The 26,356-nt window shown below is 52.6% G+C and carries 15 protein-coding genes; 10 read left to right on the top strand and 5 right to left on the bottom strand.

Features of this window, described 5'->3' with window-relative positions; all coding sequences use genetic code 11:
- The first annotated feature begins 283 nt into the window (after positions 1-283).
- A complete protein-coding gene (locus KBY68_RS10315) occupies positions 284-13,270 on the top strand; it encodes a beta strand repeat-containing protein (protein ID WP_255097095.1) in 12,987 nt (4,328 codons plus the stop codon).
- Positions 13,271-13,283: 13 nt separating this feature from the next.
- On the opposite strand, the gene KBY68_RS10320 is transcribed toward KBY68_RS10315, so the two are convergent.
- The 3 genes from KBY68_RS10320 to KBY68_RS10330 all read right to left on the bottom strand — a co-directional run bounded on the left by KBY68_RS10320 (position 13,284) and on the right by KBY68_RS10330 (position 15,204).
- Positions 13,284-13,553, bottom strand: coding sequence for a hypothetical protein (locus tag KBY68_RS10320; protein ID WP_255097096.1), 270 nt, complete (start codon positions 13,551-13,553; stop codon positions 13,284-13,286).
- 5 nt (positions 13,554-13,558) lie between these two features.
- Positions 13,559-14,299 (bottom strand): peptidylprolyl isomerase, encoded by a 741-nt coding sequence (locus KBY68_RS10325; protein ID WP_255097098.1) that lies wholly within the window; start codon positions 14,297-14,299, stop codon positions 13,559-13,561.
- Between the two features lie 335 nt (positions 14,300-14,634).
- Positions 14,635-15,204 (bottom strand): Maf family protein, encoded by a 570-nt coding sequence (locus KBY68_RS10330; protein ID WP_255097099.1) that lies wholly within the window; start codon positions 15,202-15,204, stop codon positions 14,635-14,637.
- A 25-nt stretch (positions 15,205-15,229) separates the two neighbouring features.
- Here KBY68_RS10330 and KBY68_RS10335 point away from each other — a divergent pair, with 25 nt between their 5' ends.
- The 5 genes from KBY68_RS10335 to KBY68_RS10355 are packed head-to-tail and all read left to right on the top strand — an operon-like array spanning position 15,230 to position 18,034.
- Entirely contained in the window at positions 15,230-15,601 is a 372-nt protein-coding gene (locus KBY68_RS10335; protein ID WP_255097100.1) for an Npun_F0494 family protein, read from the top strand.
- 34 nt (positions 15,602-15,635) lie between these two features.
- Complete coding sequence (locus tag KBY68_RS10340; RefSeq protein ID WP_106501076.1) at positions 15,636-15,872, top strand: AbrB/MazE/SpoVT family DNA-binding domain-containing protein; 237 nt, start codon at positions 15,636-15,638, stop codon at positions 15,870-15,872.
- Complete coding sequence (locus KBY68_RS10345) at positions 15,869-16,267, top strand: type II toxin-antitoxin system death-on-curing family toxin (protein ID WP_255097102.1); 399 nt, start codon at positions 15,869-15,871, stop codon at positions 16,265-16,267. Before KBY68_RS10340 ends, KBY68_RS10345 begins: the two co-directional genes overlap by 4 nt.
- Before the next feature lie 29 nt (positions 16,268-16,296).
- A complete protein-coding gene (locus tag KBY68_RS10350) occupies positions 16,297-17,802 on the top strand; it encodes a cobyric acid synthase (RefSeq protein WP_255097118.1) in 1,506 nt (501 codons plus the stop codon).
- Positions 17,792-18,034: a 2Fe-2S iron-sulfur cluster binding domain-containing protein gene (locus KBY68_RS10355; protein ID WP_106499610.1), complete on the top strand. Its 243-nt coding sequence runs from the start codon at positions 17,792-17,794 to the stop codon at positions 18,032-18,034. Before KBY68_RS10350 ends, KBY68_RS10355 begins: the two co-directional genes overlap by 11 nt.
- 9 nt (positions 18,035-18,043) lie before the next feature.
- On the opposite strand, the gene mnmA is transcribed toward KBY68_RS10355, so the two are convergent.
- Positions 18,044-19,204, bottom strand: coding sequence for a tRNA 2-thiouridine(34) synthase MnmA (gene mnmA, locus KBY68_RS10360; RefSeq protein WP_255097104.1), 1,161 nt, complete (start codon positions 19,202-19,204; stop codon positions 18,044-18,046).
- Positions 19,205-19,224: 20 nt separating this feature from the next.
- On the opposite strand from mnmA, the gene KBY68_RS10365 reads away from it, so the two are divergent.
- Positions 19,225-20,727 (top strand): NAD(P)H-hydrate epimerase, encoded by a 1,503-nt coding sequence (locus KBY68_RS10365; protein ID WP_255097105.1) that lies wholly within the window; start codon positions 19,225-19,227, stop codon positions 20,725-20,727.
- 147 nt (positions 20,728-20,874) lie between these two features.
- The gene (locus KBY68_RS10370; RefSeq protein WP_106499613.1) at positions 20,875-21,801 is read left to right on the top strand and encodes a sigma-70 family RNA polymerase sigma factor; all 927 of its coding nucleotides are present in this window, start codon (positions 20,875-20,877) and stop codon (positions 21,799-21,801) included.
- Positions 21,802-21,819: 18 nt separating this feature from the next.
- Here KBY68_RS10370 and pdhA read toward each other — a convergent pair whose 3' ends face one another.
- On the bottom strand, positions 21,820-22,860 hold the full coding sequence (pdhA, locus tag KBY68_RS10375; RefSeq protein WP_255097106.1) for a pyruvate dehydrogenase (acetyl-transferring) E1 component subunit alpha: 1,041 nt from the start codon (positions 22,858-22,860) through the stop codon (positions 21,820-21,822).
- Between the two features lie 35 nt (positions 22,861-22,895).
- Here pdhA and KBY68_RS10380 point away from each other — a divergent pair, with 35 nt between their 5' ends.
- Both KBY68_RS10380 and ffh read left to right on the top strand, forming a co-directional pair.
- Complete coding sequence (locus KBY68_RS10380; protein WP_255097107.1) at positions 22,896-24,908, top strand: IMS domain-containing protein; 2,013 nt, start codon at positions 22,896-22,898, stop codon at positions 24,906-24,908.
- Positions 24,908-26,353, top strand: a complete 1,446-nt coding sequence (gene ffh, locus KBY68_RS10385) for a signal recognition particle protein (protein ID WP_255097108.1) — start codon at positions 24,908-24,910, stop codon at positions 26,351-26,353. Before KBY68_RS10380 ends, ffh begins: the two co-directional genes overlap by 1 nt.
- Positions 26,354-26,356 lie beyond the last annotated feature (3 nt).

Raw genomic sequence — 26,356 nt, forward strand, 5'->3', positions numbered from 1 at the left:
GTATAAAGACGGTACATACAAAACAGAAACCAGTTTTGCTTATGTTGGCATTTATCAACAGTTCAATAATATTTCTCTAACAACTTTAAAATCAGGTTCATCAATAAATGCAAGCGGAGGAATCAAAACAAATTCCAATTTAACCTTCAATTCATTGGGTGCCGCAGGAATCATACATCTTTCCCTTGACTTAGACAGCCTCGGCAAGATAAAGGATGGTAAGCCTCTTTCAGAACTTTTCTCTCCTTTAGGTAACCGCTCCAGCAATGGCGTTGGAGCTTCGATGGTATTCCAACAAAATGCCCATCAATCAGAAACGATCATTCAACCGGGCGTTACCCTCACAGCCGGATCGGGAGGCATCAGCATCAATGCCACCAACACTGCTAACCCCTGGCTATTTGCTCAAGCGGGCGGCCAAACAGCCAACTTTGGGCTAACCGGCAGCTTCCCTTTTGTTACCCAGAGCATTATCACAACAGCCCAGCTTTCGGGCTACGCCGTTGCAAGCACTACCGGGGCACTCACCATTACTGCAACTACCAACGGCCTAAGACTGCTGGGCTCCGGATCGATGATGTGGACCAACAGCGTGGGCATTGGCATCGGCGCCACAATTTATAAGGAGCAGCAATCCACCCGTGCCCTGATCGGCCTTGCCTCAAACTCCGTAATCGCGAATGCCGGCACCAACAGCGGTACAACAATCACCTCAAATGCGGTGAGCAGCACCACGCTTACCGCGCCCACGGTGATCACGGCAGCATCACTTAACCATTCCACTATTAACAGCACCGGATTGTTCAGCCTTGCTCTGGCAGGTGTTCTTTCAACTAGTGGAGTGACTGGTACAGATGATAAAGGAAATCCAAAAAATAAAAATCAGATTACAAGCAGTTGGGGACTAGGGATCTCAGGGTCGGAGGCGTATACCTCCGTGGGCGCATACACCCAACTTTCCATCAATGCTCCCAGCGCCAATTCAATAATAAGCATTGGCGGCACATCAACCCTTGCCAATAGCCAAACCGCTTACTACAAATCAGGCTCCGGTTCAATCTTATTTAGCGGTGGAAAACAACAGCCCGCTAATGCAGCTGCAGGAAACAATGGTGGCCTTGGTCTTTCTCTTGCCTTTGCGCATACTCTTGGAAATGACGCCCCAGGCTCTGGAGCTACGGGCATCATCGCCGATACAACTATAGTGATTCCCAAATTTAACAGCGGTAGCTTTGACATAAACAGCGGTGCTAGCAATTTCGCACCAACAATTTTCACTGGCGCCATTGGACTTGCTGGTGATGTTCCTTATAAAAGTGAGCCCAACGCGTGGGCTGTAGATGGTGCTGGCAGCTGGGCTCAGAACACGCTTGGAACTTCAAATACGCTCACCATTGGCAGCAGTGGCATAAAAACAACATTAACTAGCAGCACCGGCGCTGTTAACGCCAGCCTGAAATCATCCCCTACCATTTGGAGCTTGGCAGGTGCAGCAGCTCTGGTATGGAATGGCCGCACGGCAGTGGCTGCCGGCGTATCAATCGCACAGAACGAAATTGATCAGGCCACAAAACTCAATCTGAGCAACGCCACATTCATATCAACTGCATCTGGCAGTGGACCAATTAATGTTACATCCGACGCCTCTAATATCTCAATCCAGTCATTAGCTTTCGCTGGTGCTTTCAGTAGCACAAGAACCAGCAGCACTGAACCAGCTAAATTCGACGATAAAACAACTATTGCTCTTGCTGGGGCAGGGGCTGGTTCATACAACACTATTAAAAACAACACCCAGCTCAACCTCGATACAGCTCAGCTACTCACCAATGGTTCAGCAATTCAGCTAACCCTTAAGCAACAAAGTTCCATAAATGCAGATGGTGGAGGTGCTGCATTAAGCGCAGCTATTAACTCCCAATCCACGCAACCCACAGCGTCGGGATCCGTTGGTGCTTCCATAAGCCATAACACAATCACAGATAACAGCAGTTCAGGTGTAAGCATCAGCGGCAGCAGCCTCAACGCCAGCAGCAATGGCACTGCTGCCGGAGCCATCAGCATCCAAACATTGCTCGACGCCTCGCTCAACTCCGTGAGCATTGGGGGTGCTTTGGCTGGTGCCTATTCCAAAACGGGCGCCAGTTCAGGCGCCCTGGCGGGTGCTGGGTCTGGAAGCAACAGCACCCTAGCTCTGAAACAGCCCGTGAAGATCACGAACAGTACTCTTAGCGGCTCCACGCTGACCCTTCAGCGCACAGTTAAGCCCACCATTGCCATAACCAGCGGTGGCTTTGCAGCCGCACTGAACTGGGCGAAAAGTGGCAATGGTGGGCTTAACGGCACAGTGTCCGTGGGCGCCTCAGTTTCCCTGAGCAGCGCCAGCCTCTCTGCGCCGCTGAGCATCTCCAGCTCAACCCTCACCGCCAGCAGCGGTGCTCTCAATATCAGCACGGTGGCCACCCCAGACCTAGCCATGCTCAGCATGGGCGGTGCGCTCTCCCTCACTGCTGGCCAACAACCCCTTGTTAATGGAGCATTTGCCGGCGCTGGCGCCGGTGCCACCACCACCTACAGCGGCGACCTAAGCGCCAGCATCAACCAATCCACGCTGAGTGCAACCGCTGGTGGCCTGAGCATCAGCACCATCGATCAGGCCAGCATTGTGAGCGACGCCGGAGGCGTCGCCGTTGGTGTCGCCCTTGGCGGCAAATACACCGGAGCGGTGTCAGTTGGAGCCAGCACTGCCTTCAACACGGTCAGCCTCAACGATCAACACAGCATCACAAACAGCAGCCTTTCAAGCAGCGGTGGCAACCTCAGCATCACCGTAAACGGCACTAACAACGGCAAAAATGGCCTGCTCAAAGCAGTCACCCTGGGGGGCTCGGCAGCTGTGGGGGCCACCACTAATGGCCAGGTCGCCCTCGCACTTTCTGGTGCTGGTGCCAAGAGCTCTAATACCTTCAGCCCAAACCTCTCGGTGGTACTCAGCGGCTCCAATCTCACCAGCAGCTACGGCGCCAACCTCTCCGGCAATTGGGCTGGCGACTTAACTGCCAAATCCGGTGCCTATTCCCTCGGTGTTGGCTTTAGCAGCGGCACAGCAGCCATCGGCGCCTCCATCGGTGCTTCGCTAGCCAGCAACACGATCACAACCGTTGATGGCAAAGCTCCCAGCCTTGGTGTTAGTGGATCGGGCCTCAACAATCTCACCACCAGCACCGGAGCCACCATCAGCGGAGGCTTTAATGGCAACACCACAACCCAAGCCATCGCCGGCACCATAGCCATCGCAGGATCCACGGGTGGATTCGCCCTCAGCGGCAGCGGTGCCGGGTCGCAAGCTGATACCAACATCACCCTGCCGATCAACGCCAACTTGAGCATCGGCACCCTGAATGGAGGCGTGAGCCTTTCCACCACCGACTACAACGCGATCACCACCGTGGCCGGGGCTGGTTCGCTCTCGGTGGGTGCGGCAAAGAGCGTTGGCATCGCAGTATCGGCCGTGGCGGCACTGGCCAACTCCTCGGTGAACAACACCATTAATGCCGGCTTAACAGGCAGCGGCAGTGGAGCAGGTGGCAACACCAACAACCAGGCTGTGAGCATCAGCACCAGTCAGTCTGGTGCCATCAACACAACCGCCGTCTCGGTGGCCGCAACCATTGCCGGATCTGGCACCTTCTCTCTCGGCGCAACCGGGGCCGGCAGCAATGCCACCACCAGCCTCAGCGGCAGCAGCACGGCCTCCCTCAACAGCGTCGCAGTTAACGCTGGCACTGGCGCCGTAAGCCTCACCGCCAGCGACATTCGTTCGATTGACAGCGACGGTGGCGGTTACAGCCTCGCCGTGGCAGGCTCGCCAACGGCCTCGGTTGCGGTCTCCATCGGAGCCGCCATCTCCAAGGTGAGCTTGAGTAACACCGTAGCCAGCGTGGTAAACGGCGGTAGCGTCAGCGCCGCATCGCTATACCTGAGCACCACGGCCAGTGGCAGCATCTACTCCCTCACCGCAGCTGGCTCCCTGGCGGCGGCCGGTGCCGCAAATGTTGGCGTGGCAGCCTCCGGCGCCGGTTGCGGCGCCACCCTCAGCAGTAATCGCACCCTTACCGCCCAAGCGTATGGCGGCAGCAGCCTAAACATCGGCTCCGGCGGACTCACTATCTACAACAGCGACACCACAAGCCTCAGTACCGATACATATGCGTTCGCCATCTCGGTCGCCGCTGGTTACGTCGCCGTGGCAGTGAACATCTCCGCCACCAAAACCAGCCTCACCCTGGGCACTCAATACAACACCGGCATCGGCAGGAGCAGCGACAGCTCCAGCGCCATCAATCAACTCGCCATCGCTGGCACCACCAGCATCACCACCAACGCCAACCCCAGCATCGTCAAGGCCGATGTGCTAGCCGTTGGTGCCGGTGCCGCCATCGGCCTCGGGGCCGCAGTGGGCGGTGCCTTGAGCCTTGTCGACATCACCCTTGGTGGCGCCGTCGCCAGCACCCTGATCAATGCCCGTGGCAGCACCGGCAACTTCGGCATTAACACCACCGGCTTACTCACCTTGGCCCCCAAAACCAACACGGTGGGAGTGAGCGCTGGGTTGGTGGGGGCCACCTTTGGGGCCTCCAAGGTGGTGCTCACCCGCAACACCGCCCTCAGCCTGACGGTAAGCAACAGCACCTTGGATATGGGCGGCGATGTCAACCTGGGGTTAAGCGATACATTTGGCGCCAACACCACAGTTACACCGGTGTCGGTAGGTGTGGGCGGAGGAGCTGGCGCCGGCGCCGGTGGCGGGGTTGCGTCAACAGAATCATCCTCACGCAGCCTGAACTTCAGTAACAGTTCGCTCAAAGCCACTGGGAAAATCACCATCAATCTGCAGCGCACCCTCAGCCAGCTGCAAAGCCAAAACAACACCGTGGCCGTGGCGGTAGGCGCAGCTGGTGCCGTTGGCATCGGTGGCTCGGACCTGCAAACCACCAACAGCGGCAACACCAGCTTGAGCATCAGCGGCTCCACCATCACCGCAGGCGGCTCCTTATCAGTAAGCAGCACCTACGCGAGCCCTGTTCAACAGATCAATGGCACTGTGGTCGCCGCCAGCGTGGGGCTCTACTCCGTATCGGTGACAGGGTCGTACAGCACCCTCACAGACACCAGCAATACAAACCTGCAGCTACAGCAAAGCTCACTAATTTCCGGTGGCGCCCTCACTGCAACCGCCCTTACCACCGGCTCCGCCAGCACTCAAGTTCTGGCTGTCTCCGCCTCCTTAGGCATCGGCGCCGGCTTGGGTGCGAACATCGCCAACAGCACCTTCTCGCCTACCACCTCCCTCAACATCGGCAATGCGTCGTATCTCCAGAGTGGCGGAACGCTCACGCTCAGTAGCCAGCTCAATCCCGTTAGCTCTGGAGCAAGCCCCAGCGCAGGAGCATTGGCCAGCGCTGTTCAATCCGGCGGTGGTGTCGTCTCGGGTCAATACAGCAGCAGCACAGCCACAACTTCAGCCTCTACAAAATTAGAAAGCGACTCCAGCAGCACGATCACCGCCGCAGGCAACCTCAGCCTCAACGTGGGTGGCAGTGACGTTGCCCTCACCAGTAGCCCCAATAACGTGAGTATTGGCCTGTTGGGCTATGGAGGTGTTTCCTCCACCGCCACCACGGGCAGCAGCTTTAACGTCTCACCGGGCGGTGCATTCAGCAGCACGGGCGGTAGCCTCACCCTGAACGGCTCCGTTCAAACCGCTTCGGGAGGTACGGCCAATGCCGTTGGTGTGGCTGGGATCTCCGTGGCCACTAACCTGGCCAGCATCACCAACAACACAACCCTCACCATCGCACCCTCCAGCAGCGCCAACCTCAGTGCTGCCAGCGGCCTCAACATCACTGGTGCCATCACTAGCGGCACCTTGGCCAAGGTTGATGCAATCAGCGCTGGCGTGATCGGGGTTGGTGTTACTAATGCAACAGCCACAGACAACTCAAGCCTGAACATCGGTGCTGGCGGAAACCTCACCAGCTCAGGCGGAAGCATCAATCTGACGGCAACGCGCAACTCCCTGAACCAAAGCATCTCTGCTTTCAGTTCAACGGCCGCGCAGACCTTTGCCTACAACACCTACCCCGGCACCCAAGCGCTCAGCACGGCCAGTGGCGGCGGCCTGGTTGGTGTGAACGCCGCCACAGCAAAAGCAGTTGATAACACCAACACCTCGCTAAGTGTTGGAAGCGCTGCCAATCTCATCGCCAAACAAGGCACGATCAACATCACTACCACCGGCAACACCACCAGCGGTTCATCCGCTACCGGAATCACAGTTGGATTACTGGTAGCGGTGGGAGTTAACACAGCCAGCACCACTAACAACTCCACCTGGTCAAGCCTGATTGATGGGGTTGGTAGCCTCCAATCCGGCGGTGACATCACAATTTCGGCATCACCTGTAACTAATATTTCAAGTAATGCATCAGCTAGTGGCGGAGGCCTGGTGGGCTCCAACAACATTTTTGCCACGGCAACTGCAACGCCCACTGTGAGCGCTGGCATGCTGAGCTCTAGCACAGGTACTAGCACTGAAGCAATCAGCGCTGGCGGCAACTACCAACAACAGGCAACACTTACTTCCAACTCCCTCAAGAGCTCCACTTCAGGCACCACCGGTGGTGGCATAGCTTGGACAGAATCTGGCGCCACTAGCGTTTGGCAACCAAAGATTTCAAGCTTGCTTCCCTCAGATGCAAATTTGCAAGCTGTTCAATCAATCAATATCACCGCCAATACAGCCGACACAAGCAGCACGGGCTTCTCAGCACAAGCTCAGGGCAATGCCTACGGTTTTGTGGGGGCAGTAGGGATAAAAAGCAATTTAACCGTTAGCCCCAGCGTTAGCGCGGGCATAGGCAATAACTCCAGTGCCACTTCATCTAAGGGGAGCGCAACAATTAGTTCCAGCAGCCAGAACAAAGGGACTGGCAGTACAGATTCATTTATGGCATACACAAATAGCATAGTGGGAGGTGTTATTGGTAAAGCCAACTCAAATACAACCGGCACCTACAACCCTTCAATATCTACCAGCCTTGGAACCAACTCTAAAGTACAAGCACCAACAGGCATAACTATTACCAGCCAAAGTAACGACAATCTAAGCGCTGGTAGCTCCGCAGGACAATTTGTACTCACCGGAGGATTTGCTGGTAATAGCACTATCAACAGTAGCAACGCAAGTATTACCACCACAATTGGCTCAGGCTCCACTCTAGAGGCCCTGCAAGGCACGATTAAAGTTCAATCAAATCCCGGATACAATTTATCCACAAGTGCAAAAAACCAGGTAACTTCTGGGTTTACCGGTGGACAAACTCAGGCCACAACAAATGGAACTATTAATTCAGTAGTTAACATCAACTCTAATACAGTCTTAAATGCATCCTACGTAAACGTAAACACAAACCTCAACCCCGCCACAATAAGTTCTTACGCCCAATTTATCGCCGATTGGCCCGCCATAACAGATGGCAACGGCAACGCCACTAATAATCTCAACCATCAGGGATCGATAAACTTAAGCGGCACTATAAATGCTTCATCCGTAGACCTGCTTGCTTCCATGAATGCAGGAATCGGTAGTAATCTGAACTCTTCAGCAACCGGCTATGCCACCATTAAAGGAATGACAATTGGTGGAGGAGCTTATGGCAAAGGCACGAACAACTCCACGTTACAGTCAAATCTAAATCTTGATTCTAACTCCATAATAAATGCTCAAAGCGTTAATATAAACTCATTAATAGGCAATGGCGGCTATAGCAAAAGTGGCCAGGGAATGTGGAAGACAAATGTAGTTTGCGGTATCCCTATATATGGTAATGTTAACAACACCAGTGGCTCGTTTACGGCTAATGGCGCTACACAATTTAACGGCACAATTAACGCTGGGGCCATTGCAATCCTTAAGGCTTCCGATAGCAATAGCACCCCTAACACCACCACCGTGGCATCGAATGGACCAATTAGCTATCAGCTTGTTAGCAACGGTGGAGTGAATACGTTAGTAGTTAACGACGTCCCCACCGCTAACGCCCCCACAAGCACCAGTGTTAGCTTCAGCAATGGCTCCAGCACAACACCAATAAGTGTTACCAGCCCTGGAACTTACACATTATTGAGTTCACAATTTACCAATGCTCCATACTGGGGTGGCTCTACTCCTAGCAGCCTTCAATTCAATATTGGCATTTACGACCAAAATCAAAATCTAATCGCAGCAGGTAATAGTGCTTACAACGCGATCAGCTCATTCAGTGTTAATGAACAATCCATCAACACCAATGGTAACGCCAGCACTATTAATCTAAGCCCTGGAGCAAATGTTCCTCTACAAGTGTCATTTAATGCCAATACCCTGCAAAATGCTGGCCAGGTGATGGTTGTGCAGATGACACCCGTTGGATCAACAGTTAACGCTGTGAACGCCACCAATACCCAAACGCTTACTATTCCGAGTCCTTTTCAAACTACAGCTAACTCAAGCAACACATTAACCGCACTCGGCTTCCAGCAGCAGCTCCAGGTAAATGCCACAGCTATTAATTCCGGAAACATCACAATTCCCAGTACTGGTGGCTCTCTCATCTCCGGCAGCAACTGGAATAAAACGGGCACGGCTCCATTTCCAATCATCAACCAAGCAAGCAGCAGCCAAAATATTTTGATTCGGCAAGCCAACCTTCCCAAAGGAACGCTTGACACTTATTACCCAGTTTTTACACCACCAGTTGGTACCACTGTCAACAGTTTTACCGTCGTAGAAGGCAGCGCGGGCCTCCTCTCCTCAGCTCAGCCCGGCAGCAGTTCAAATCAAATTAACTTTGCGTTTGTGCCCTCTCAGAACGGCTCCTACGACCTCAATCTAGCGAACGGCAATCTCAATAATGTTACCGGCTGGAGTGTGGTGAGCTCCGCCAATCTCACAAACCCCAGCACACAGGCCGCCCCTTCAATCAGCTACGCGTTCACCACACCTTCGTTGGTGGGCACCTACCAGTTCACACCTGTGAATAACGACACCACAGCTCTTAACTCCTTATCCATAAGTGGCGGCTCGCTCACACCTAACACCGCCCTAGATCCCTCAGGTGCAGCCAATCTGAGCCTAGCCGCTAATACCACCTATACCCTTACCGCCTCGGCAGCCTCAGGCCAAAACCTTACCCCTGCCAACGTTCTGGTGAACTGGCAGGCACCCAGCCAAAACCTCAACACGGCCGGAAATTCCGGACAGAATCTCGTAGCCGGAACCACCTACACCTACACCCTTAGCGGTAGCGATTTAACCACCAGTACTGGTTCACCAGCTATCAACATCTCCTGGAGCACAAGTAGTGGAGCTGTAACTACACTTCCCACCTCACCACCTACCGCAGGTTCATCGCTAGCTGGGGTAACCCTTGGCTCTAGCTCATCAACAACAAGTTATTTATTCAAAATTAATAGTAATATACCACTACCAAGCACAAGTAGTATAAGTTGGTATCTACCTAGCTCTTCAATTTACCAGGCTACGTATACTTACACTGGCACTGGCAATGCACCAATCAGCTACACCCCTAGTGGAGGCACCGCCACCCCCTTTCAAAGCGGCACCAACTACTCCTTTATTTACAATAGCAATAACTCAATAACTATTGGCATAGCCAACAGCAACGGAGGATTTACTCCATACACTGTCACCGCCTCCGGATCTGCAACTAATGGCAGTTACGGTTGGTTTACAGCTATAAGCCAACAACAAGCATCTGGTGTTACTTCACCGATTTGGACTGGTGGGGCAATTACGGGCTTTCAGGCTTTTGTAGGCGATAACTTCAGCACAAACTTCAACAGCTCCAGCTTTAGCGGAAATACAGCCGTTTCCACCAACTCACTAAACAGCAATTTATTAACGGTACAAGTTCCCGCATCTCAGCCATACTCCAATCCTCAGAATCTGCAGCTTTTCCTAGACAGCTTCACGCCTTCAAGTACTTTACCGTCTGGAACCGTTTTAAGTGGTACACCAACTACAGCCTCCCTAGTAAAGACGCCTGCTGCACCAAGCGGTTTGTCGAGTCCAGTATCATCCTCAAGTGGATCTATCTGGGGAATATCATTCACGCCTCCAGTTAACGGCACCTATTACACCGGGTTTACAACTACAAATACACCAGCAAATACTAGTTTTAGTGTTACTCAAGGAGGCACCACTACCAATTTAGATCCTGCTGGTAACACTGGAGTTACACTCTCCAGTGGTTCTCCAGCCCTATACACAATTTCTACCACCTCGGGCAGCTCAATACCAGAACCCGCACTTACTTGGTACCTTCCCGGAGTAAGTTGGAGTGCAACATCTACTTACAACGCAGCACAACCCAGCCCTGCCAATGACGGGCTTAACCGCTACTTCATCGGACTCAATCAATCATCTTCAAGCCTGTTCAACAATTTGGTTAGCAACAATCAAATTCTTGCTGCAAACGGCTCCATAAGCCTTGCTATGAAATCCGGAACAAGCTATCCAATCTCAGCACTTAGTACTTATGGAACTACTATTGCAGATGCCAATCAGGCGCTCCCTCAATCAAGCCCCTCATTGCTCTGGCACCTGCAATCTTTTCCAACCTATTCAGCAGAGCCAGCAAGTCTTGCCAACAAATCAGTAAGTAATCTGCCACCAATCCAAACAACAATCAACCAAACCGGAACCTCCACACTTAGAGGTAGCGGCTCGGTGAATTCGGTAGCGGGAGTTGGCTTTGTAGCAATTTCGAATATCTCTCAATCGCAGCTCCAAGTGGCGAGTATCAATACACAAACAAGTAACGCAAGCCTCAGCGCAACAATTGGTACAAGCAGTGTTCAAATTCCATACACATTCACAGGAAATGGTTCGACCATTTCATTTACTGATAAGCCTGCTAGAACAAATCCCCTTGTTATTATTAACAACAGCACCACCAACAGCATATTCACCGGCCCCATTAATGCAGCAGCTGGATCCGTTATTATCACAAACCCAGCTGGATCACAAACATGGCAAGCAAGAGCGGCCAGCACAAGTGCGTCGTTAACGCTGAGTAGCTACGGGACCATTGAACTTCAAGAAATTGCTGCTGCCAGCATCACTGGAGTTAACAACAACAGCATTACTCTTTCAAACAGCATTGAGAGCAATACAAATCAGCCATTAATGCTTGGTTTCCCCAGTGATGCTGCAAATGCTTTCAAACATGATGGACTTAGTTCAGGCGCGCTCTATAACGCAACTACCGGTAGCTCCAGTGGAGTAGTTTTAACTCCCTTAACAGGTCAAAATGCATCCTCCACCGCCAATCCCGCTGATGTTGGCCTGCAAATATTTACAGGTGCGCAACTCATAGCATCTGGAGCAGCTGAAGTATCCAGTGGGCAAGGTATAAACATTGCCGGTGCCGCAAAACTACAAGCTGCCAACCTAAATCTTTATCTAGGAACAGCTACTTTTCAAAATAACCCTAACAATTCAGTTTTACAAACAGGCACTAGTTCATCCATTAACGGATCGCTTGTCTCCACCGCAACGATCCAAATTAACGGTAGCAATCCTTCCAACACCCAAAACACCTTTATAGGAGCTGATATTCTCTCTCTAGGTCGCATTTTACCAAATCAAACCATTGATGTTCAGCTCCTTGGAGGTATCGACACCGTGAAAATTGGGATGCTTCCTTACACCTCTAATAGCAAGGGAATAAGCCGATGGTTAAATGGTTCTGTTACCCTTGGCGCTTTAAACACCACCTTATACAATGGTCCATCCTCGCAGAATGGATGGGAATTTAATAGATTAGAATTCAATGATTCTCTGAATACTTCTACAACTAGTGGAAACATCAATTCCAATCAGATCCTAGGCTTGGGTATGGGGACTAGTTCAATAATCTCCTACAACAAAGCAAACACCACCAGCGCAGGTTTCACAGAGCAAATATTTTCAACGGGTTCTGGCTCTGATACGCTGAACTTTAATGGCAACCTTAATTACACATCATCATTTATTGCTAGCCATGAAGGCAACGACAATATCAACCTTACAGATTGGAACAACTCCTCAGGTGCAGAGTTAAAATTAATGACTGGCAACGGAGACGATAATATCACAATCAATCAAACCCTTATAAACTATCAAAACCTCATAAACTCAAATAGCCCCAATGCAATTCCAAATATCTTCTTGGGTGATGGCAATAATTCTCTGCAACCAAGCACAGGCTCCCCCTCTATTAATGTTGACCTTGAAATACATGCTGGAAATGGCAATAATTCAATCACTGGATCTATCTTCAACGATTCCATAATCATGGGCGGTGGCAATAATAGCATTAACTCTTTGAGCGGCAATGATACCATTAGCACTAAAGATGGCGATAACACTATTAGTTTTGAACTGGGCAACAAAGATGTTTACCTTGGAAATGGCAATAATACCGTTATGAATACATATACAGCTCTCACACCCCCAGCACAACCTTTCCTTCAAAATGTTAGAGCAGGTTGGGGTGATGACATAATAGATCTTTCTTCACCGAATATTGTTTCGAACATATTTACAGGTTCTGGCACTAATTACGCCAGGGTAACCAATGCCAACAAAAACACTATTATTACTAGCTTGGGATCCACATACGTACAAGGAGGATCTGGCGCCGATATATATGCATTAGGCCCTGGTGACAACACTTTAGTAACCACTGGTGGGTTTGACCGAATCTCTACAGGCCCAGGCAATCAAAGGCTGGAACTGAAATCATCACCTATCACAAACAGCATTAATTTGGAGTTCAAACCAGGTTCAACGGTATTAGTTGGAAATCTCGCAGGCAATCAAATTAATATCGCCGGACCTGGTAAAAGTATGATAAATTTAGTGAATGAATCCCTTTCAAAACAAATCATTAAATTGGGAACTGGAAATACGTTGCTGAAAGTAGTTAATACTCATTCATTAACTCCTATGAATGAAATTTTTGCTTCCACAGGAACTACTATAGTTGAAAGCGGTTCTCAAGTTGAAATTATTCCTTCGTCTCCAAATGCGAATATTGTATTTTCCTCCGATTATGATTCAAATCTGCTTATAGACGAATCACTTACCAATAATCCTTTATCGAAACCACCAGCTAGTCTCTGGAACCGTCTTACAACTTTTCTGAAATTAACTCTTAGCTAAATACTTTAAAATTCTATAATCCAGGCGGAGTAATACATGCCACATAAAATAGACGTCCTCCAATCCCACGATAATAAAACGAATCCATAGATTTCATTTCCATACCACGCCTGATCACGGTTAAAATCGCACGGGTCTGCTGTTTAACGAGCTGTTGTTCAGTGAAATGATAACCAATGCCATTTGCGTATTTTACGATCTCTTTAGGATTGAGTCCATTAATATCTTGCCTACAAGTTGTTGATTCTGATAGCAAAAGAAGAAAATCGTCCAAAGATTTCATTTTGTTCACGCAACCTCCAAGACATCTGGTAATTGCTTGATTGCCCAATTAACGATTTGATCCCGCAACAGTTTCTCCTGTAATTCCAAATCCAGATTACAAATTAAACGATCTTCTAATCGCAGAATATGCCATTGACCAGCGCATTCGACTGGTTCACTAAATTCACCTATATCAAGATTACTTATCGCCTCCAAAACAACGTTCCGAAAGTCGCCTTGAGAAAGTGTTTGACGGACGAACTGAATAGGCAGACCTAAATCCTTGCGCAAGGAATTGTGCAGTTGCTCAAAACTGGTATTACCTTCATTTATTAATAATACAGCTTTATCGATTGCATGACGATAAGGTGAGCAGAGATAGCTGACTGTGAGCTTGGCAAGGGAAGAGGCTTGGCGCTCGTACACACTAGTTAAAGGTTCTAACCCTAAAGCTGTGGCCAAGGCTTGAAGCTTCAAAGACACGGATATATGAGTGCGCAAAAAAGACAGTTGCTGGCCGCTCTGTTCCAACCAAACACTCCAACTTTGTTCATCAACTAATCCCAACTCATGGCGAAATATTGATAGGGATCGATCAATATCTTCTTCCTTTGGCATCTCAATCCCAAAGTGCACCATTTCAGTAACAACAATTTTATTAATCGCAATATCCTTTAGCATTGGTGTAAGCTTACCAAGCGAATTTAAGTCTGCTAAAACCTGATCCGCAGAAAGAGTTTCTGCACCTAGGCGAATAGCTGGCATAACAATGTTGGGGGAGAATCAACTTATTATATAGTTTACTACACCCCTTTGGGCTTATGGGCTTATGGGCTTATGGTTATCGTGGACAATTAAACAGCATAGCCTTTCAGTATCCACTGGCCAGCAAGTTAAATTCATTGCTATGAAGCCTCTTGAATTCAAGAGGCGATCCAATCTATTTTATTTTAATAATTAATTCTTATCTAAATTAGGCCAATATATTTGCATATTTTTCAAGATGGGCTGAGGAAGATTGCAATCGATTAACCCTAAAGAAATCGAGGTTATATCAAAAATCTTTGTGCATCTTCCTCTGGAAAGGTTAAATATTTAAATTATTTCATCACCCAGCGGCGCAATAATGGCAAGCTGAGCCCAATCACATTGCTAAAACAACCATCAATCCGTTCAATCATCAAGCCACCTCGGCCCTCAAGTGCAAAACAGCCGGCACAATTTAATGGTTCGCCAGTGGCTACATAGGCTTTGATTTCTGCTTCGCCAACGGCTGCAAATTGCAATCTTGTGCTAACAATCTCACCATATTCAGCCCCATCAGCTGCCAGCCAACAATGGCCCGTATGCAACACCCCCCAGCCGCCGGCCATGCGCTGCCAGCGGCTAATGGCATCAGCTGTATCTTTTGGTTTACCAAACACCTCACCATCAAATTCAAACATTGAATCGCAGGCCAAGATGCCTAAACCTGCACTTATGCCCTCGATTGAGATGGCATGGTCCACAGCCTTGGCTTTTGCAATTGCTAAATCCTGCACCAGCTGCAATGGATCGGCATGCTGAATTGCCTCTTCATCAATGCCACTCACCTGCACGCGATGGGGAATGCAAGCCTGTTCCAACAAACGCTTGCGGGAAGGGGAGGCAGAGGCCAACAACAGTTCCATCAATGAAATTGTTTAGAGTTGATTTATGCAGAGCAATCCTAATTTCACCGTTGATCAACATTCCCTAGCCAGGGCTGCAGAAGCGATGCGCTGCCTGCCGTTTAAACGTTCATTTTATGAAAATGCCGCAACTGATCCCCTCAGCAGCCCAGCTGTTTGCGCGCAACGGAGCTGGTGCAAAGCCGATCTCAATGCAGATGCCACTGAAAATATTTTTTGTTGGTTGATCAAATTAGGTGTGTTGCGCCGCGAAGTTGATGGCCAGGGCTTAACCCATCGAGTGCGTTTAACACCAATGGGTAAACAGGTTCTCCTCATGTGGCCAGGGGAAATTCCCTCAGCAACAAAACTACGGCGCCTGCGCCATTGGGTTAGGCGCCATTGGCCACGGCTTTGAGCAGTTCAGCCTGTAGCATTAATGTGCTACTCCTATGGGCGCAATAACAATGGAAGTTACCCTGCGTAGATCTGGTGGATCTGTGAGCGCAACCATTCCAAGTGAAATGGCTCGTAGATTTCATCTCGCTCCAGGAGATCGAATCGAAGCTATTGAAACCGAGCAGGGCATTTTACTCTCACCTTTCAACCCAACCCTGCAAGAGGCACTGGCCCTTGCCTCAGAAGCGGCTCGCTCATATCAACCAGCCCTGCGCCAATTGGCTCAATGAACCTGCCTTCAGAGCCCCGTTGGGTACCTGAAGCAGCTGTTATTGCAATTCATCATCAACAAATTCTTGAGCACGGGGGGCTGCAGGGAATGCGCTCAGATTCAGCCTTGTGTTCAGCCCTAGCTCGCCCAAAGCAGCGCTGGAGTTTTGGAGAATTAACTTCAATCCCCCTAATTGCGGCTGCCCATGCAGAAGCAATTGTTGTGGGGCATCCATTTAGCGATGGCAACAAAAGAACTGGCTTTTTGGTTGCGGTTGTGTTTCTTGGACTCAACGGCTTTGCTTTTAAAGCTTCCAACGCAGCAGTTGTTCAAAAAATTCAGCAACTGGCTGGTGGAATGTTGGCTTGGCCTGAATTAGAGGCCTGGTTTGTTGCCAGCAGCGTTGCTAAGTAATGAAAACCCCTAATCAACTCACCCCCTTAATGGTGCTTGGCACCAGCAGTGGTGCGGGCAAATCATTGATGACGGCTGCCCTTTGCCGGGTATTGCAGCGTCGCGGAGAAAAACCGCTGCCTTTTAAAGGGCAAAACATGAGCAATAACGCCTGGGTGGATCAAACCGGTGGCGAGATGGCCTATTCCCAGGCGCTGCAAGCCTGGGCGGCTGGGCTGGAGCCCCACCACAGCATGAATCCAGTGCTTTTAAAACCCCAGGGTGATTCCACCAGTGAGTTAATTCATCTAGGTGTATCAGTGGGGCAGGCCCGCGCTGAGCACTACTACCGCGACTGGTTCAAACCCGGTTGGGCGGCAATCCGCCAGGGACTTAGCGAACTGCAGGCAACCCACCCCGGCGGACGCTTGGTGCTCGAGGGGGCCGGCAGCCCTGTGGAGGTAAATCTGCAATCCCGGGATCTAACAAACCTGCGCCTAGCTCAATATTTGCGAGCGAATTGCATTTTGGTAGCCGATATCGAGCGCGGTGGCGTGTTCGCTCAGCTGGTGGGCACCTTGGCGCTGCTGCGGCCGGTGGAGCGTCCGTTAATTCGCGGGCTGCTGATCAACCGCTTTCGCGGCCGCCGCGAACTGTTTGATGAGGGGCGCCGCTGGCTGGAGGCCCACACCGGCATTCCTGTGCTGGGGGTGATGCCCTGGCTGGATGAACTATTTCCACCGGAGGATTCCCTTGATCTTTTGGAACGCCGTGGCCGCAAGCGCGGCGCCGAGCTGGAGATCGCGGTGCTGAAGCTGCCATCGCTGAGCAACTTCTCCGACCTTGACCCCCTGGAAGCCGAACCATCGGTTCAGCTGCGCTGGGTGGCACCTGGAGAAGCGCTCGGCCAAGCCGATGCGGTGATCGTGCCAGGCAGCAAGCAAACGCTGCGGGATCTGGAGGCCCTCAAACAAAACGGTTTTGCCAGCACTTTGCAGCTGTATGCAGCTGGGGGCGGCCATGTGTTCGGCGTGTGCGGAGGCATGCAGCTCCTTGGCCGTGAGCTGCATGACCCCGAGGGGCTCGAGGGAGGAACCAGCGCCTCCACAAGCGCAGCCGGGCTCAACCTGCTGCCGCTTCGCACCGTTTTCGGCGGCGAGAAAGCCCTGCGGCAGCGGGCGAGCCAAGCCCTGTGGCCGACCCTCAACAACCACACTTCAGCAATCGACTCCCTCCAGATCGAAGGCTTCGAGCTACACCGCGGCAGCACGATTGCACTTGAGCCCTGCCAGCCCCTTTGCGCCGATCGAGGGTTGGGCTGGGTGCAGGGCACTGTGGCTGGCACCTACCTGCACGGGGTATTTGAGAACGGCCCCTGGCGGCGACGCTGGTTAAATCAATTGCGCCAGCGCAAGGGCTTAGCGATGCTCAGCGAACAGCAACCGCACCACAGCCGTCAACGGGATGCATTGCTCGATCGCCTCGCCGATGCCTTTGAAACCCACGTGGATATCGAACCGCTATTAATTCCCAAAACACCACAACATGGCGGTTAAAACCATAAAAATCCATTGGCCAAACGGAAAGGTTTCTGAAGCAAAAGCAGGCGCCCACTGGCTTGCGGCGGCAAAATCGGCAGGCATTTCAATCCCCACCGGCTGCCTTGGCGGCAGTTGTGGTGCCTGTGAAATCGATGTAGATGGCGAAACTGTGCGGGCTTGTATCAGCTCAGTGCCAAGCCACAGCAGCAGCCTGCAGGTGGAATTCAGCAGTGATCCCCACTGGTGATAGAGGCCTTCAATCGGTTTCCCGTTGAATCGCGGTTTCCCGTTGAATCAGCCCACCGCCCAGCAACAGCTCTCCGGCATAGAACACCGCCGCCTGCCCAGGCGTAATTGAAAATTGCTCCTCTAAAAACTGCAGTTGGCAGGTGCTATCTGAAATCGGTGTAAGCAGTGCCAATTCCGGTGCACTGCGATAGCGCACCTGCACCTCCACCTGCAAGGCGGCTTGGGGAGGTGCAATCGAAACCCAGTTGATTGCAGCCACCTGGCAAGCGATGCGGCCGGCCTCCCGGCGCGGCGCCACCACCACCTGGTTCATGGCCCCATCCAGTTTCACCACATGCAGTGGCTCACTCCAGGCAACGCCTAGGCCCTTGCGTTGACCGATCGTGAAGTGCTCAATGCCATCGTGGCTACCCACCACAGTGCCATCAGCAAGCACGATCTGGCCCTGGCGCGGCGGCAGGTAGGCATCAAGGAAAGCCTTCATCGAGCCGTGGTGATCAGCCAGGCAAAGATCTTGGCTTTCAGCCTTGGTGGCCGTTCTTAAACCCAAGCGGCCAGCTTCCTGGCGGGTTTGAGTTTTGTTTAATTCACCCAAAGGAAACACCAAACGGGCCAACACCTGTTGAGGTAAGTCGTAAAGGAAATAGCTCTGATCTTTATGGCTATCAAGGCCCCTTAGCAACTGGGTACGGCCAGCTGTGGCAGCCGCCGCTGGCCGCAGGCGGGCGTAGTGCCCCGTTGCTAATCGCATGCAACCCAATTCCTTTTCCGCCCAGGCCAACATCGGCCCAAATTTCACCTCCCGATTGCAGCGGGAACATGGCAAGGGCGTTACGCCGGCTTGATAGCCCTGCACCAAAAAGTCAACAATCTGAGCCTGGAAGTGCTCGCGAAAATCCACCACATGGTGGGGAACACCAAGGGATTCACATAGGGCAGCGGCATCCACCAACCCCTCAGCGCAGCAGGCACCCTTGCCGCTCATCAACCAAAGGGTGAGGCCTTCCACCTGCCAGCCAGCTGCCTGCAACAGGGCAGCTGTGAGGGAACTATCCACCCCACCGGAGAGGCCCACGGCGATGTGATGCTCCCCTGGCCATAGCCGCAAACGCTCTAGCACCGCCTCCACGGCGGGGGTTGCGCTTGCGGTTGGCAACAAAGTAGTCATGTACCCATGTTGCCTCTTCCATGGTGTGGCCCGCCGCAAATGCCAACCACCTCTTGGTTACGGCCAACCAGATGGGGCAATTGGAGCAACAACTGATTGATAGCGGCCTACCGGTGGCGGCCTTGATGGAAAAAGCCGGTTTGGCCTTAGCCGAACGCCTAAAAGCAGAGGCAGGCCTGCGCAACCGTGGGCTGGTGGTGTTGGTGGGGCCAGGCCATAACGGCGGTGATGGTTTGGTTTTGGCAAGGGAACTGTGGCTGGCGGGCTGGCCGGTGCGGATCTGGAGTCCCTTTGCTGAACACAAACCACTCACGGCGGCCCACCTACGCCATTGCCTCTGGCTGGGGTTGCCAAAGCTGGAGCAGCCCCCTGATCCCAAAGGACCTGAACTATGGATCGATGCAATTTTTGGCATCGGTCAAAGCCTAGCCCTGCCTGAAATAGTGGCTCACAGCTTGGGGCAACGCCAACATTGCGGCGCTGAGATCTGGAGCATTGATGGTCCCAGTGGCCTCTGTAGCGATAGGGGCGTATTGCTGGGAGAAGCTGCTGCCCATTGCAGTCGCAGCTTGGTGGTGGGTCTCTGGAAACAGGGCCTATGGCAAGACAGCGCCATGGCTTGGGTGGGTGAACAGGAACGGATCGAGCTGAATTTGCCAGCAGCTGCGCTAACCGCCATTGCTAGCGAAGCGGTTTTAGGGCTTTGGGGAAATGATGCCTATGGCCCCTTGGCGCCCCAACCCATACCAGATGCCTGGGCCCCGAAACACGGCCGCGGCCGCTTGCGGATTATTGCCGGCAGCAATAGGTATCCAGGGGCCGCCCGTTTAAGCATTGAAGGAGCCAGTGCCAGCGGAGTGGGCTGGCTAGAGGCGGCGCTAGAGCAAGGCCAAGGCCAGCAGCTAGAGCAACTACTGCCCCACGTGCTCTGGCGTTCTAGGGCTGAGGGCTTAGAGCGCTTGGATGCGGTGGTGCTGGGGCCTGGCTTAGGAACAACAGCAGCTTTTCCGGCTGGACTTCAAGAATTTCCTGGCTTGCTGCTGCTCGATGCCGATGGTTTGAATCACTTGGCGATGGGAAAGCAGGTAATCCCATGGCTTTCTAACCGCCATGGCCCCACCTGGATCACTCCCCATCAAGGCGAATTCACGCGCTTGTTTCCCCAATTGGCAGGGCAAGCACCGCTGGAAGCAGCAAAAACAGCAGCACAACTAACTGGTGCCCAGGTGCTCTTGAAGGGCGCCCACAGTTGCATCGCAACCCCCGAGGGTTGCTGCTATCAGCTTTTGGAAACCAGTGCCTGGGCCGCAAGGGCGGGTATGGGTGATGTGCTTGCTGGCTATGCCGGCGGCCTTGGCGCCCTTGGCATGGCAAGCGAAAAGCAATTTTCCAACGCAATTTCAGGCCAATTGCTAGCCCTGGCGGGGCTGCGCCATGGGCTAGCGGGCCTGAGGCTTGCCCAACAAGGCCTGGGCTGCGCCAGCCCCCTGGCGGTGGCAAAAAGCTTATCTAAGTTGCAATAAATGCAATATATTTAGATTAATTCTGAATTAAATCAGCAGAAATAAGTGCAATTGTGTTGATTTACCCGTGCAAATCTAAAAGGTTACTGAAAACACATCAAGAAACTGCAAAAGCATGGGAGTTTTTGCCTACTAATGAGCTTTCCAATGACTGCCACCCCGCTTTCCGTTGTGGAGAGCAGCCGCAAAAGGGGTAACGACCCCATCAGCTGGTATTTGGCAAGCATTGGCAGGGTTCCGCTTCTAACCCCTGCCGAAGAAATCGAACTGGGCAATCAGGTGCAAACCATGATGCTGCTGGTTGAAAAAGGTGAAGAGAACTTCACCATCCACGAAAAGAAATTGGTGCGGGTGGGTCGCCGTTCCAAGGAACGAATGATGAAGGCAAATTTGCGCCTTGTGGTGAGTGTTGCCAAGAAATATCAAGGCAAGGGCATGGAGCTGTTGGATTTAATCCAGGAGGGCTCCTTGGGCTTGGAAAGGGCGGTTGAGAAATTTGATCCCACCCGCGGCTACAAGTTCTCCACCTATGCCTTCTGGTGGATCCGCCAAAGCATGACCAGGGCCATTGCCTGCCAATCGCGCACCATCAGGCTGCCGGTGCACCTGAGCGAACGGCTAGCAACCGTGCGCAAGGTAACGATGGATTTGGCCCACAAATTGGGAGCAATGCCAAATCGCCGTGAAATAGCTGAAGAAATGCAGATTGAAGTGGAGGAACTTGATGGTTTGCTGCGTCAATCCCTCACCACTTCCAGCCTGGATGCGCCAATCAGCGGTGATGAGGGCCGCAGTTTTCTCGGTGATTTGATCGCCGATAACCGCCAAGAAGAACCCCTAGATGCGGTGGAACGCCGTATGCACCATGAGCAGTTGGGCCGTTGGCTCACCTATCTCACAGCCCAGGAAAGGCAAGTGCTGGAATTGCGTTTTGGCCTCTCCGGCGAACAACGCCACACCCTTGCTGAAATTGGCCGTTTGATGGATGTTTCAAGGGAAAGGGTGCGCCAGGTTGAATTGAAGGCCTTGCGTAAATTGCGCAACCTCACCCGCAGGGTGCCATCCCAGCTCTGATTTCAAGCCACCCTGGAATTAATCCTCAGCCCAGATGTAGCGGGTTAGCTCATCGGGGTTTGGTTCAGGAGCCGCCAGGGCAAATTCCACTGAGTCCCTTACCTCAACATCGATCTCGGCATCGATTGCAGCCAAATCCTCAGCGGTGGCTTTGCCTTGGTTGAGCAATAGGGCTGAAAATTGCTTGATGGGATCCCTCTGGGCCCAAAAGGCCTTCTCCTCTGGATCACGCAGTTCATCGGGATCAGCCAAGGAATGGCCGCGGAAGCGATAGGTGAGGCATTCCAACAAGGTGGGGCCCTCCCCAGCCCTTGCCCTCTCAAGGGCCCTTTGGGTGGCGGCGCGAACGGCCAACACATCCATGCCATCAACCTCTTCCCCAGCCATGCCAAAGGCACTGGCTTTACGCCAAATTTCCGTGTCGCTGGTGGCGCGGTGATGGGCCATGCCAATGGCCCACTTGTTGTTTTCCACCACAAAAATTATCGGCAATTTCCACAACGAAGCCATGTTTAGGCATTCAAAAAATTGACCGATATTGCAAGTGCCGTCGCCAAAAAAGGCTGCTGTTACCGCATTACTGCTGCTATCACCAAGGGCATCGCGCTTATATCTACTAGTGAAAGCGGCCCCAAGTGCTACCGGGATACCTTCACCAATAAAGGCATAGCCACCCAATAAATGGTGCTCTTTAGAAAAAAGATGCATCGAACCACCCCTGCCCTTGCTGCAGCCGGTTTCCTTGCCAAATAATTCACTCATTACCTCCCTTGCTGGCACACCGGCGCTGAGGGCGTGCACATGGTCGCGATAGGTGCTGCAGAACCAATCGTGCTGGGCCTTCATTGCCTTGATAACGCCCGTGGCAATTGCCTCTTGGCCGTTGTAGAGGTGAACAAAACCAAACATTTTGCCGCGGTAATACATTTCCGCGCATTTGTCTTCAAAGCGGCGACCTAAAACCATGTCGCGGTAGAGCATCAAGCCGTCTTCCCGGTTCAGCTCCGCACCGAGCGCCGCTGGAGAAAAACCTGCGGCAGCAGCGGTTTCGCTGGTCATGGCACCTGGGCCCCATCAAAAAACAAACTTTACCGTTGAACCAACGTAAACTTCGCTCTTGTATAAGCATCCAGCGCTTGGAGCTACCGCTCGACCATTTCCGTTTACTGGGAGTTAGCCCTGTAGTTGCAAGCGATGGCGTATTGCGCACCCTGCAGCAGCGCTTAGATCGTCCCCCTGGGCCGGGTTTCAGCAGCGAAGCGCTCACCGCCAGGGCTGAGCTGCTTGAGGCAAGCGCAAATCTTCTAACCAATACAGATAAACGCAGGCATTACGAGTGCCTGCTTACGGAACAAACAACCGAAGCCTCAACAATCCTGCCCGCCCTGGAGGTGCCGTCTAATTTGGAAGTGGGCGGTTTGATTCTTTTAATGGAATCAGGCCAAGCCCTAGAAGCTTTTGAAGGGGCCCGCAGGGCTTTGCAACCACCCCAAGCCCCTGCCCTAGGCAGCAGCCGTGAGGCTGATCTCGCCCTGCTAGCTGCCCTGGCCTGCCAGCAGGGTGGCGCTGAGAGGCGCCGCGAGCGCCACTACGAAACAGCAGCCCTTTTGCTGCAACAGGGCATTCAATTGCTGCAACGGATGGGGCAACAGTTGGAGCGGCGTTTGGCCCTAGAGGCTGATCTGCAAGAGCTGCTTCCCTATCGGGTGCTGGATTTACTGAGTAGACCCCTAATCGAAGACCAGCAGCGTCAGCTTGGCCAGCAGCTTCTGCAAGAACTAATTAGTCGCCGCGGTGGCCTCGATGGCGAACAGGATCCAAATTTTTCCCAGGAAGCCTTCCAATCATTTTTTCAACAGATCCGTAATTTCCTCACCGTGCAAGAACAGATCGATCTGTTCCTCACAATGGCGGAGGCGGGTTCCGTAACTGCTGATTTCCTTAGCGCCTATGCCCTTACAGCATCTGGATTTGCCCAACGCAAACCGGAACGGATCGAAGCGGCCCTGGTGCGGCTCAAAACCCTCCATGAGGTGGGAGTTGAACCTGAAATTGCCTGTTTAGAACTGCTTTTAGGTAATACGGATTCTGCCCAATCCCATTTCCAGCGGGGCAGCGACCCTGAATTGCAGCACTGGGCCAGGGAACAAGGGGATGATCCCTTAGCTGGCGTTTGCGCCTATTGCCGCGATTGGCTCGAAAGACAGGTGTTGCCCTGTTACCGCGACCTTGAGGCCGACCCAGATCTGGAGGCCTATTTTGCCGATCGTGATGTGCAGGCTTATATCGAAAGGGGCGACCGCCGCCGCGCCCATGGAATCGATCAAAGAACCGAACCAATCACCAGCTTTGAGCTGCTGCCAAACCCAAGTGCCGCTGAACTTGAACAAATCTGGCAAAAAGAAGCAAACGAATTAAACGATTTAATTCAGCCTGAACAACCAAGAGAAAAGTTCCAGCTGCTGGAACAAATTAGGGATTGGTGGCAGTCCGAGCCATGGGAAGTAGCCATAGCCAAATTGCAAAACCTCAGCAACATCAACCGTTGGCTTGTTTTAGGGGTGGCAATGGTGGCAACCAGCGCCATTGGTTTGAATCTCGGCCGCAAACAAGATCCGCCTCCCATCCCCAAGGAAGCCCTGTTGCTGCCGCCACCACCAGTTGCAATAAACCAACCCAACTTGCAACCAAGTTTGCAACCGAAGCCAGAGCCCCCAGTTGAATCTCCAGAACAAGCAAGCAAAACAGTTTTAGAGCAATGGTTAAAAGCAAAAGCTGAAATGCTGGCAGGGGGCAACAACGAAGCGGTGCTAAGCAAACTCGCCTTACCAAAACTCGTTGATAACGTGATTGCCGATCGGGCCGACTATGCCAAAGCTGGCTTAACCCTGAAGGTGAACGCCCAGCTGGATAAATTCAGCAGCATCAGCAGCAGCCCAGTGCGGCTTGAAGCCCAAGCCCAAATCCTCTACTCCGAGGAACTGCTTGGCCCCGATGGCAAGCTGTTAAAAAAACAAAACCCCACCCCCTTAACAAATACCTATGTTTTTGTTCGCAATGGCGCCAATGGGCCCTGGCAATTGGCTGATTTTCGCGCTGGCAGCTGATGTTTGAAGAGCTTTCCCAACGGCTTGAGGATGCCGTACGCGGCCTCAGGGGCCAAGCTGCCATCAGTGAAACCAATGTTGATGGGGCGCTTAAAAACGTAAGGAGGGCCCTGCTCGAGGCGGATGTGAGCCTGCAGGTGGTGCAGGATTTTGTTGCTGATGTGCGCAGTAAAGCCCTAGGCGCTGAGGTGGTGCGCGGCATTACCCCCGACCAACAATTCATCCAGCTGGTGCACAACGAGCTGGTGGAGGTGATGGGGGGCGCCAATGCGCCTTTGGCCCAGGCCGAGGCACTGCCCACTGTGGTGCTGATGGCTGGCCTGCAGGGCGCCGGTAAAACCACAGCCACAGCCAAGCTGGGGCTGCACCTCAAGGAACAGGGTCGCAAGGCGCTGTTGGTGGCCGCTGATGTGTATCGGCCCGCAGCCATCGACCAGCTGCAAACCCTTGGGCGTCAGATCGGTGTGGAGGTATTCAGCCTTGGGGCTGATGCAAAACCGGAGGATATTGCCGCTGCCGGCGTAGCTAAGGGCCGGGCGGAGGGCTTCAACACCGTGATCGTTGATACCGCCGGGCGGCTACAGATCGACACGGCGATGATGGAGGAAATGGTGCGAATCCGCGCCGCAGTGGTGCCCGATGAGGTGTTGCTGGTGGTGGATTCAATGATCGGCCAGGAGGCCGCTGAACTCACCCGCGCATTCCATGAGCAGGTGGGTCTTACGGGGGCAGTGCTCACCAAGCTCGATGGCGATAGCCGTGGCGGCGCTGCCCTCTCGATCCGCAAGGTGAGTGGTGCTCCGATCAAATTCATCGGCACCGGCGAAAAGGTGGAGGCCCTCCAGCCCTTCCATCCGGAGCGGATGGCCAGCCGGATCCTCGGCATGGGAGATGTGCTCACCCTGGTGGAAAGGGCTCAAAAGGAGGTGGAGATCGCTGATGTGGAGCGCATGCAGCGCAAGCTGCAGGAGGCCTCCTTCGACTTCTCTGATTTTGTGCAACAGATGCGTTTGATCAAACGCATGGGTTCCCTTGGCGGACTGATGAAAATGATCCCGGGCATGAACAAGATCGACGACGGCATGCTCAAGCAGGGGGAAGCCCAGCTCAAGCGCATCGAGGCGATGATCGGCTCGATGACCCAAGAGGAAAGGGAAAATCCGGATTTATTAGCTTCGCAACCATCTAGGCGAAGGCGCATTGCCAAAGGCAGTGGCCATAAACCAGGCGACATGGATAAGGTGCTGGCCGATTTCCAAAAGATGCGCGGTTTCATGCAACAAATGAGCCGCGGCGGTGGCATGCCTGGGATGCCCGGCATGGGTGGAATTCCCGGCATGGGTGGAATGCCTGGCATGGGTGGTTTCCCGGGAATGGGTGGCCCTCAACAGGCGGCAAAGGCCTATAAACCAGCCAAAAAGCGCAAGGGATTTGGTCAGCTTTAACCG

The sequence above is a fragment of the Synechococcus lacustris Maggiore-St4-Slac genome (genome assembly GCF_024345595.1).
In the GTDB taxonomy this organism is placed as follows: Bacteria; Cyanobacteriota; Cyanobacteriia; order PCC-6307; family Cyanobiaceae; genus Synechococcus_D; species Synechococcus_D lacustris.